Annotated in this window: 9 protein-coding genes; 2 read left to right on the plus strand and 7 right to left on the minus strand. The window is 65.5% G+C overall.

Annotated features, from left to right (window positions below):
* Window positions 1–1,176 (plus strand): ATP-dependent metallopeptidase FtsH/Yme1/Tma family protein (locus ACIQ2E_RS08520; RefSeq protein ID WP_398328944.1); only part of this gene is annotated, 1,176 nt, incomplete at its 5' end.
* Here the strand turns inward: ACIQ2E_RS08520 and ACIQ2E_RS08525 are convergent.
* Genes ACIQ2E_RS08525 through thrC form a run of 3 tightly spaced genes read right to left on the minus strand, consistent with a single transcriptional unit; the run spans window position 1,173 to window position 3,746 of the window.
* A complete protein-coding gene (locus ACIQ2E_RS08525; protein WP_398328947.1) occupies window positions 1,173–2,132 on the minus strand; it encodes a cupin in 960 nt (319 codons plus the stop codon). The genes ACIQ2E_RS08520 and ACIQ2E_RS08525 overlap by 4 nt on opposite strands.
* A 17-nt stretch (window positions 2,133–2,149) precedes the next feature.
* Window positions 2,150–2,425, minus strand: coding sequence for a MoaD/ThiS family protein (locus ACIQ2E_RS08530; RefSeq protein ID WP_398328950.1), 276 nt, complete (start codon window positions 2,423–2,425; stop codon window positions 2,150–2,152).
* Window positions 2,426–2,468: 43 nt separating this feature from the next.
* Window positions 2,469–3,746 carry a threonine synthase gene (gene thrC, locus ACIQ2E_RS08535; RefSeq protein ID WP_398328953.1) on the minus strand — a complete coding sequence of 426 codons (1,278 nt, stop codon included), beginning with the start codon at window positions 3,744–3,746 and terminating at the stop codon, window positions 2,469–2,471.
* A gap of 162 nt (window positions 3,747–3,908) precedes the next feature.
* On the opposite strand from thrC, the gene ACIQ2E_RS08540 reads away from it, so the two are divergent.
* Window positions 3,909–6,770 (plus strand): UPF0182 family protein, encoded by a 2,862-nt coding sequence (locus ACIQ2E_RS08540; protein ID WP_398328956.1) that lies wholly within the window; start codon window positions 3,909–3,911, stop codon window positions 6,768–6,770.
* Window positions 6,771–6,828: 58 nt separating this feature from the next.
* Here ACIQ2E_RS08540 and fba read toward each other — a convergent pair whose 3' ends face one another.
* The 4 genes from fba to ACIQ2E_RS08560 all read right to left on the minus strand — a co-directional run.
* A complete protein-coding gene (fba, locus tag ACIQ2E_RS08545; RefSeq protein ID WP_010309272.1) occupies window positions 6,829–7,902 on the minus strand; it encodes a class II fructose-bisphosphate aldolase in 1,074 nt (357 codons plus the stop codon).
* A gap of 51 nt (window positions 7,903–7,953) precedes the next feature.
* Window positions 7,954–9,063: a Gfo/Idh/MocA family protein gene (locus ACIQ2E_RS08550; RefSeq protein WP_398328960.1), complete on the minus strand. Its 1,110-nt coding sequence runs from the start codon at window positions 9,061–9,063 to the stop codon at window positions 7,954–7,956.
* 17 nt (window positions 9,064–9,080) lie between these two features.
* Window positions 9,081–9,557: a hypothetical protein gene (locus tag ACIQ2E_RS08555; RefSeq protein WP_398328964.1), complete on the minus strand. Its 477-nt coding sequence runs from the start codon at window positions 9,555–9,557 to the stop codon at window positions 9,081–9,083.
* The coding region (locus tag ACIQ2E_RS08560; RefSeq protein ID WP_398328967.1) for an acetyl-CoA carboxylase carboxyltransferase subunit beta at window positions 9,554–10,121 on the minus strand (568 nt) is incomplete at its 5' end. The genes ACIQ2E_RS08560 and ACIQ2E_RS08555, both read right to left, overlap by 4 nt.

Here is a 10,121-nt window from a genome sequence, read left to right on the forward strand (position 1 = left end):
TCTGAATTCGTGGAGCTGTTTGTGGGCGTGGGCGCCAGCCGCGTGCGTGATCTGTTCCGCCAGGCCAAAGAGAAGGCTCCCTGCATCGTGTTCATCGACGAGATCGATGCGGTGGGCCGCCAGCGCGGAGCCGGCATCGGCGGCGGCAACGATGAGCGTGAGCAAACGCTGAACCAGCTGCTCACCGAGATGGACGGCTTCGCCGAAAACTCTGGTGTGATCCTTCTGGCCGCCACCAACCGTCCGGATGTGCTCGATGCGGCCTTGATGCGGCCAGGGCGTTTCGACCGCCGCATACATGTGGATCTACCCGATCGGCGCGGGCGCGAGGCGATCTTGGCCGTGCATGCCCGCTCCAGACCCCTCGACCCTGAGGTGTCCCTGGCTGACTGGGCCAGCCGTACCCCGGGCTTCTCCGGAGCTGATCTCTCCAATCTGCTTAATGAAGCGGCCATCCTCACGGCCCGGCGTGAGCGCAGCTGCATCGATGACGCGGCCATCGGCGATGCCCTTGAGCGCATCACCATGGGCCTCACCGCGGCTCCCCTGCAGGACAGTGCCAAGAAACGCCTGATCGCCTATCACGAGATCGGCCATGCCCTGCTCACCACCCTGCTGCCCGCTGCCGATCGGCTCGACAAGGTCACTTTGCTGCCGCGGGCCGGTGGCGTGGGCGGCTTTGCCCGCACGATGCCGGATGAAGACGTGCTCGATTCCGGGTTGATCAGCAAGGCCTATCTGCAGGCTCGCCTCGTTGTGGCGATGGGTGGTCGTGCGGCCGAATTGGTGGTGTTCGGCCCGAGCGAGGTCACCCAGGGTGCCTCCGGTGATCTGGAGATGGTGAGCCGCATCGGCCGCGAGATGGTGACCCGCTACGGCTTTTCCTCCCTGGGGCCCGTTTCGCTGGAAGGGGAGGGGCATGAGGTGTTTCTCGGCCGCGATTGGTTGCGTTCCGAGCCGCACTACTCGCAGGAAACGGGCAGCCGCATCGATGCGCAGGTGCAGCAGCTAGCCCGGGCTTCGTTGGATCAGGCTGTGGCTCTGCTCCGGCCCCGACGCGAGCTGATGGATGCGTTGGTGGATCTGTTGATCCAAAGAGAAACGATTCAGGGCGCTGAATTCACCGCCCTGGTGGAACAGCACGAGCAGCGCCAGAACGAAGCGGCAGTGGTCTAAGCGAAACGGATGTCGAGGCTGCGCAGGTAGGTGTGCAGGCCGGCGTCCTGAACTGGCAGCAGCCAGGCCGGCTCGCCGCTTTCGTTGACATGGGAGTGCCAGTGGCCGGGAGGGGTGATGAACGCACCGCCGCTCTGCCACTCGAGGCGGCGTGGGTTGCGGATGCTGCCGTCGCCGTCGAGCTCGGTTCCCACCAAGGTGTAGACCCCGGGCTGGCAGCTGATGATCAGATCCAGGGCAACTGATTGATGCCGGTGCGGGGCCTGCGTGGCGCCGGCGGGCACGATGCCGAACATCGCCCAGAGCACATGGGTCACGGTGCGGGTGCTGGGCAGGTCGCGGTTGGCCAGCAGCAGGCTGACGCGGTTGCTGCTGCCACTGCCCGGTTGGCGCGCCAGTTGCTCGAGTTCGGCCTGCATCCAGGCAGCCCTGTAGTGGGTGGGTTCAAACCGGGCTGCGTTTGGACTCACCCCCAGATAGCTCAGCAGAGGCCCGTCGTGCACCCAATACAACACGCTGGTGCTGCTGGCTTCCAGCAGCGGTGTGCCTCCGGCGGGCAAGACAAAGAGATCGCCCTGCTGCCAGTGGATCTCTGCATCCGTGGGGCTGCTGCCATCGGCCGGGGGTACCCGGCACACGCCGCTGCCTGAGAGCACAAAGAACAGCGAGCTGGTGACTTCCGCCGCGGCGCGCACGCCTTCGCCAGCCTCAATGCGGATGAAATGAGCGGCGAGAGCGGGGCTGGTGGCCGGGCCTGGCACCCCCAACTCGGCGCTCAGATCGAGCGGAAGGATGCCGGTGGGGCTCTGCTGATGTAGCTCAGGTCCCCAGCTGCGGTAGGGGATCGGATCGGTCAGCCCAGGCCGCACCGGGTTGGCCGCCTGCCGGTAATCGAAGAGCAGAGCCTTGCTGGCAGCGGGCTCGTCGTGACGCTTGCGCTCGGGGGTCTGGGTCATGGAACCACTGTTGCGGATCAGCCGCCGGCAACGGCGGGAACGATGCTCACTTCATCACCGTCCTTGAGGGCGGTGGTCTGGTTGTCGAGGAAGCGGATGTCTTCGCTGTTCACATACACGTTGAGGAAGCGGCGCAGCTTGCCGGCTTCATCGCACAGGCGGCCCTTCAGGCCGGGGTAGCGGCCGTCGAGGGCGTCGATCAGGCTGTCCACGCTGCTTGCGACGAGCTCAACGCTGGCTTCGTCGTTGGTGAACTTCTGCAGGGGAGTCGGAATCAGAACCTGAATGGGCATGGTCGGGAGAGGAAGGTTGTGGAGCGCGGGAGGGGTTTGAAGATCAGCCGGCCTGGGCGGCTTGGGCCTGCTGCCAAGCAGCGTTGAAGCTGTCGAGCTGGGCTTCGATCGTGTACGGCTGGCCGATGTGATCCACCACAGCCTCGGTGGTCTTGAGGCCGTTTCCGGTGATGTAGGCCACGGTGCGCTCTTCGGGGTTGATCTTGCCCTGCTCCACCAGCTTCTTGAGCACCGCAATCGTGGTGCCGCCGGCGGTTTCAGTGAACACGCCCTCGGTTTCCGCCAGGAGTTTGATGCCGTCGATGATCTCGGCGTCGGTGACGTCGGCGATGGTGCCGCCGGTGCGATTGGCGATGTCGATGGCGTAGGGGCCGTCGGCGGGGTTGCCGATGGCGATCGACTTGGCGATGGTGTTGGGCTTCACCGGGGTGATGAAATCGCGGCCCTCGCGGAAAGCTGTTGCGATGGGATTGCAGCCTTCAGCCTGGGCGCCGCTGAAGCGCACGGCCTTCTCCTCCACCAGCCCGCACTTGATGAATTCATCGAAGCCCTTGCGGATCTTGGTGAACAGGGAACCGGAGGCCAGGGGCGCCACGATGTGGTCGGGCAGTTCCCAGCCCAGCTGCTCGATCACCTCGTAGCCGAGGGTCTTGGAGCCTTCGGAGTAGTAGGGGCGCAGGTTGATGTTCACGAAGCCCCAGCCATAGGTGTTGGCCACCTCCGAGCACAGGCGGTTCACCTGGTCGTAGTTGCCCTTCACCGCCATCAGGGTGGGGTTGTAAATCAGAGTGCCGAGCACCTTGCCCAGCTCTAGGTCGCTGGGGATGAACACGCAGCAATCCAGGCCGGCGTGGGCAGCGATGGCAGCTGTGGAGTTGGCCAGGTTGCCGGTGGAGGCACAGCTCACCGTTTTGAAGCCCAGCTCGCGGGCGCGGGTGAGGGCCACGCTCACCACGCGGTCCTTGAAGGAGAGCGTCGGCATGTTGACGCCATCGTTCTTGATATAGAGGCTCTTCAGACCCAGGCGCTTGGCCAGGTTGTTGGCCTTCAGCAGCGGCGTGAAGCCGGTTCCCACATCGATCGGATCACCGGCGATCGGTAGGAATTCCCGGTAGCGCCAGATCGAGGCGGGTCCGGCTTCGATCGTGGCGCGGCTGACGCGGCTCTTGATCGCCTCGTAGTCATAGACCACCTCCAACGGACCGAAGCACACGTCTTCGCAGACGTGGCGGGCGCCGGCTTCGTAGGGCTGGCCGCACTCCTTGCAGCGCAGGCCCGTGAAGGTGGGGCCAGCGGTGGAGAGGGAAAGGGTCGCCGTCACGATCACGTCGCTGAGGTCAGTGGAAGCTAGCAGCGCTGTTTGCACAGCCGATCAATACCCGATCCCGTGCATCGGGTATTGATCGGCTCTTTGTTCGGGCCTTGCGGCTGTCTTGACCCGCTCTCGGTGCTGCCTAGCCTCAGGCAGTGCTCGGTTCACTCCTTGCGGCTTTCCGTTGATGCCCTCAAGCGGGGTCTGCGCTGGCTGGGTTGGCTGGCCATCGGCCTGGGCCTGTTGGTGCTGGTGCCGCGCTTGGTGATCGAGGCGCAGTGGTTCGGTCAGTTTCAGAGCCAGTCGGTGGTGCTGCGCCGCTGGCTGTTCCAGCTGCTGGCCTTCGCGCTGGTGTTCGGCCTGGGGGTTCCCCTGCAGCTGCAGCAGCTGCAGCGCTGCTGGCGGCTGCGCCAGCAGGTCGCCCGCAAAACGCTGCCGCTAACGCCGTTGGTGCCGCTCGGCCCGCCGCTCCTTGTAGGCCTGTTTGTGGCCCTGCTGCTGCTGCTGGCCGGTGGACTGACCTATTTGATGGTGCAGGCCGGAGATCTGATCGCGGCTCCGTTCAGCGGGGATGTGATCACCGGGATTCCGGTGTTGGCGGATCTGCCTCCGTTGTTGTTTCTGGGGCTGGGGGCCGCACTGCTGCCGCTGCTGTTGCTCTGGCCCTACACCAGTCTGCGGGTGGCCCTGGCTGCTGCTCTGGCAGGTTCTGCCACGGCGGTGGCTCGCGGTTGGAGCCTTTGGCTGCCGGCGCTTTTGGCGGTGCCCTTCGGTGAACGGGATCCACTCACAGGCTTTGACCTCAGTTTCACGGTGCTGCGCCTACCGGCCTTGCACCTGCTGGTGAGCGTGGTGCTGGTGCAAGGGTTGGTGGGGTTGGCCGGCTGCCTCTGGCTCACCTTCAGTGAAGGCAACTGCCTTTCGGAGCTGCGTTTTCCTGGTCTGAGCCGCGAGCAGCAGCGGGTGTTGCAGCCGCAGCTGGCGGTGCTGGCGCTGATGGCTTCCCTCAGCAATGCTCTGGCGCCCTTCGATTTGATGCTGCATGGAAGCGGTGTGGCTGCCGGTGCCGGTTTCGTGGACTTGCACGTGCGGTTGCCTCTGCGCCTGCTGCTCGCTCTACTGCTCCTGCTCACCGGCATCGGCCTGCTGGTGCCGATTCCCCGCCGCTGGTTGCGGCGAGGGGCTCTGCTGCCACTGCTGTCCACCACCGCGCTGGTGCCCTTTGCGGAATGGGTGGTGGCACCCGTGGTGCAGCGCATCTGGGTGCAGCCGCGGGAGCTGGCGCTGGAAACCCCCTATCTGCGCCGCACCATCGACGCCACGCGCCGTGCCTTTGGCCTGGAGGCTGTGCGGAGAGTGGATCTGGCCCCTCGCCAGCAGCTCACACCCGCGGATCTCCAATCGGCCCCGGGCACCCTGGCCAACGTGCGCCTGTGGGATAGCGGCCCCCTGCTGGAGGCGAATCGTCAGCTCCAGCAGCTGCGCCTTTACTACAGATTCCCCTCAGCGGCGGTCGATCGCTACCCCCTGAACGCTGATCCTCAACGCCAGGGCAAGCAGCAGGTGCTCATCGCTGCACGCGAGCTCGACACCTCAGCCCTGGCAAAGAACTCCCGCACCTGGCTGAACCGCCACCTGGTGTTCACCCACGGTTACGGCTTCACCGTCTCCACGGTGAATGCTTCTGGCCCCGATGGGCTTCCCCTCTACTTCGTGAAAGACCTGGGCCGCAGTGGCAAGGTGCAAGGCATCCCCCAGTTGGGTATCAGCGATGCCCAGGCGCAGCAGGCACTGCCGGTGGGTCGCCCCAAGCTCTATTTCGCCTCCGACCGCGCGCCTTACGCGATTGCCCCCACCCAGGTGCGGGAATTTGATTACCCCGAGGGTGATCTCAACGTTTATTCCCACTACGACGGCAAGGCCGGGGTGCCGATCCATGGCCCCATCGACCGCGTGATGGCGGCGATCTACCTGTGGGAGCCACGACTGCTGTTCACCGGCTCCCTCACCCCAGATTCCCGCCTGTTGATGCGGCGCCAGGTGAATCAACGGCTCACAGCCCTGGCTCCCTTCCTGCGCTTCGAGAGCAAGCCTTATCTGGTCACCGCTCGGGTGAACAGCGAGCCGGGCTTCCAGAACGACCACCACCAGTACTGGCTGTTGGATGGTTTCACGGTGAGCCGCAGCTATCCCTATTCCGATCCCAACCCCAGCGGCATTCGTTATTTCCGCAATCCGGTGAAGGCGGTGGTGGATGCCTACAACGGCCACGTGTGGCTCTACGTCAGTGATCCAACCGACCCGGTGTTGCGCACCTGGAAACGCGCCTTCCCGGATTTGTTTAAACCGCTCTCGGCGATGCCGCCGGAACTGCTGGCCCACATTCAGGTGCCCCAGAGCCAGTTCCAGGTGCAGGCGGAGCGGCTGCTTCGCTACCACGTCACCGACGTGCGCACCTTCTACAACGGCGACGATGTCTGGGCCATCCCTCAGGAGATCTACGGCAGCACCACCACGCCGGTGCGCCCTTATCACGTCACGATGCAGCTTCCCGGGGAGACACGGCCGGAGTTTGTGCTGCTGCTGCCCTTCACGCCATTGCGGCGGGCCAACATGGTGGGTTGGTTGGCTGCCCGCAACGACACCCCGCACTACGGCGAGCTGTTGCTGGCCCGCTTCCCGCAGCAGCGCTTGCTGCTGGGCCCGCAGCAGGTGTCGGCACTGATCGAGCAGGACCCGGCGATCAGCTATCAGTTCGGCCTCTGGAACCGCGACGGTTCGAAGCTGATCCGCGGCAATCTGCTGGTGATGCCCGTGGGCAAAGGTTTGCTCTATGTGGAGCCGATCTATCTCCAGAGCACCAACAATGCGTTGCCCACCTTGGTGCGGGTGGTGGTCACAGACGGACGCCGCTTCGTGATGGAGCGCAATCTCGATTCAGCGTTGCAGGAGCTGGTCTCCGCACAGCCACGGCCGCTGCCCCAAGCGCTCACCTTGCCGGAGCCCGGAGCAGCACCAACCTTCCAGCCATAAAAAAGGGGGGCTTTTGGCCCCCCGATGATCAGTGATCAGACGTGAATGATCGCTGTGATCAGGCAGCCACGGCGGTCTTGGGGTCGAGTTCGCCCTTGGCGTACAGACCGGCGTAGTAGTTGATGTCGCGCTGCTTGATCTTGCTGGCGTTGCCGGCACACCAGAACTGCTGATAGCGATCCAGGCACACCTGCTTCATGTAGGCCCGGGCGGGCTTGTTGAAGTGGCGGGGATCGAAGTTGGCGGGATCCTTGGCGGCGGCTTCACGCACAGCGGCGGTGAAGGCGAGGCGGTTGTCGGTGTCGATGTTCACCTTGCGCACGCCGTTGCGGATACCTTCCTGGATTTCTTCCACGGGCACGCCGTAGGTCTCGGGGATGGCACCGCCGTACTTGTTGATCATGTCCAGCCACTCCTGGGGCACGGAGGAGGAGCCGTGCATCACCAGGTGGGTGTTGGGGATGGCCTTGTGGATCTCAGCGATGCGGCTGATGGCCAGCACTTCACCGGTGGGCTTGCGGGTGAACTTGTAGGCGCCGTGGCTGGTGCCGATGGCGATGGCCAGGGCATCCACCTTGGTTTTGGCGACGAAGTCGGCAGCCTCAGCGGGATCGGTGAGCAGCTGACTGTGGTCGAGCTTGCCCTCGAAACCGTGGCCGTCCTCGGCTTCACCCATGCCGGTTTCCAGGGAGCCCAGGCAGCCCAGTTCGCCTTCCACGCTCACGCCGATGGCGTGGGCAACATCCACCACTTCCTTGGTCACAGCCACGTTGTACTCGTAGCTGGCGGGGGTCTTGGCGTCGGCCATCAGGGAGCCATCCATCATCACTGAGGTGAAGCCGTTGGCGGCGGCACCGAAGCAGGTGGCAGGGCTGTTGCCGTGGTCCTGGTGCATCACCACCGGGATGTCCGGATAGGTTTCCACGGCGGCCAGGATCAGGTGGCGCAGGAAGTTCTCACCGGCGTACTGACGGGCGCCGCGGGAGGCCTGCAGGATCACCGGGGAGTCGGTCTCGTAGGCCGCCTCCATGATCGACTGCACCTGCTCCAGGTTGTTCACGTTGAAAGCAGGGATGCCGTAGCCGTTTTCAGCGGCGTGGTCGAGCAGCAGCCGAAGCGGGACGAGCGCCATGGGGACACCGGGAGAGTGAATGCGGGCGATCCTAACCGGCGCCTTTTGCGTCTAAATCGCCTGGCGCATGCCGCTGTCGGACGCCTGCAAAGCCCTGTCGCAGATCAGCTGGCTGTGCGCGGCTTCCGAGAGCCCCGGCCGCATGGGGCGCCCTTCCAGTGCCGCTTCAGCCCACCACTCGATCAGGCGGCGCACGGGGGCAACACGGCCATCGGGCCAGGTGTGGCTGAAGGCCAGCTCTGGATCGGGGGGCAGCTCCTCCAGTGGACCGCCCTGCGAGGAGCGCCAGAGCTGGAAGCCGTGCACGTAATCGCTCTGGTTGCTGGAGCCGAGCACCAGCGTTCCTTCGCTGCCGTACGCCTCGATCCAGTAGCCCCGGCCCGGCCGGGTCACCGAGGCCAGGCTCACCTGGGCTGGCAGTTTGAGGCCCGCTGCGGTCTCCAGCTCCAGCTGCAAAAGCGCAATGTCTTCGGCATCCACCGCCGCCAGGCGGCCACTGCCATCGGCCAGGGGGCGATGGGGGATGGCCATGCTGCGCAGGCAGCTCACCTGTCGGGCCGGCCCAACCAGCCAATGCAGGGTGTCGAAGGCGTGGGTGCCCAGGGAGCCCAGCACCCCACCGCCGGCAGCCCGTTGGGAATACCAGTTCCAGGGGCGGCTGGCATCAGCGCGGCTCCCCATCAGCCAATCGAGCTTGATCAGCCAGGGCGTGCCGATGCTGTTTTGCCGCAGCAGCGCGGCCAACTGGATGAAGGCCGGCACGGCGCGATATTCGAAATCCACCGCCACGGCAACACCGGCGCTGAGGGCCTGGCGCTGCAGCTCCTCGATCTGGCAGGCCTCCAGGGCCACCGGTTTCTCCAGCAGCAGATGCTTGCCGGCGGCGATCGCGGCCTGGGCCAGCGCGAAGCGCGGCTCCGGCGGTGTGGCGATCACCAGCGCGTCCACGCGCGGATCGGCCAGTAGAGCTTCAAAGCTGCTGAATCCAGGCAAGCCGCTGGCGGCGCAGGCTTGCTCGAGCCGCTCCGGCCTGTGATGCCAAAGGGCAACAGGCTCGGTGAGCGGGCAGTCGCGCAGGGCTGGCAGGTGCACCTTCTCGCCGAAGCCGAGGCCCACCAGGGCCACACCGAGGGAACGCTGCGAGGAGGGGGCTGCCGTCACGGGCGGATGGTCACGTCTCAGAAGCCTGCCAGCAGGGTCCCCCCGGCTGCGCAGGCCTCCGTGATCGTGGAGCTGATCAGATCGTCACCGCTGGCGGCCTGCCAAGTGCTGCCCCACTGCGGAATGCCGTTGATCGAGGTGTCGCGGTAGAGGTTCTGGCCGCAGTCGATCTCCATCACATACAGATCGCTGGCCGGCGGACGCGGTTCGCTGCCATCAGCATTGCGGGGCTGATCAGCCGGGGGTGCCGGCTGAAAGCGGCTGAGCACGGTGAGGTTGCCGTTGCGGTTCACCCGCAGGCTCCCGGCATCCCACCACTGTCGGCCGTCATCACTGGCCGGCACTTCATGCCAATCCACCGGTCCGGCCCAGGCTGGTGCGCTGCCGAATGCACTGATGCTGCCCAAGAGCAGCAGCGCGCCCAGCACATAGGCGAGTGCAGAGCCCAGCCGCCGGTGGATGACACTCCCGTTAAAGCCGCTGCCGCTGCTCATGCGGCCACAGCCTTGGTTACGCCGTGCATGCGCAACAGGCTCACCAGGGTGCTGCGCAACTTGGTGCGGGGCACGATGTGATCTACGAAGCCGTGGTCGCGCAGGTATTCCGCGGTTTGGAAATCGTCGGGGAGCTTTTCGCGCAGGGTCTGCTCGATCACGCGGCGGCCGGCGAAGCCGATCAGGGCTTTGGGTTCGGCCAGGATCAGGTCGCCGAGCATGGCGAAGCTGGCGGTCACGCCCCCGGTGGTGGGGTGGGTGAGCAGGGGCATGTAGAGCAGTTCGGCCTGGCGGTGCCGCTCCAGGGCGCCGGAGATCTTGGCCATCTGCATCAGCGAGAGCATCCCCTCTTGCATGCGGGCGCCGCCGGAGGCGCACACGATCAGCACGGGGTAGCGGCGGGCGGTGGCTTCTTCGATCAGGCGGGCCAACTTCTCACCCACCACCGAGCCCATCGAGCCGCCCATGAAGCGGAAATCCATCACACCGAGGGCCAGGGGAAGGCCCTCCACCCGGCAGAGCCCGGTGATCACCCCATCCTTGAGGCCGGTGCTGCGCTGCGTA

This window comes from Vulcanococcus sp., assembly GCF_044369115.1.
GTDB lineage: Bacteria > Cyanobacteriota > Cyanobacteriia > PCC-6307 > Cyanobiaceae > Vulcanococcus.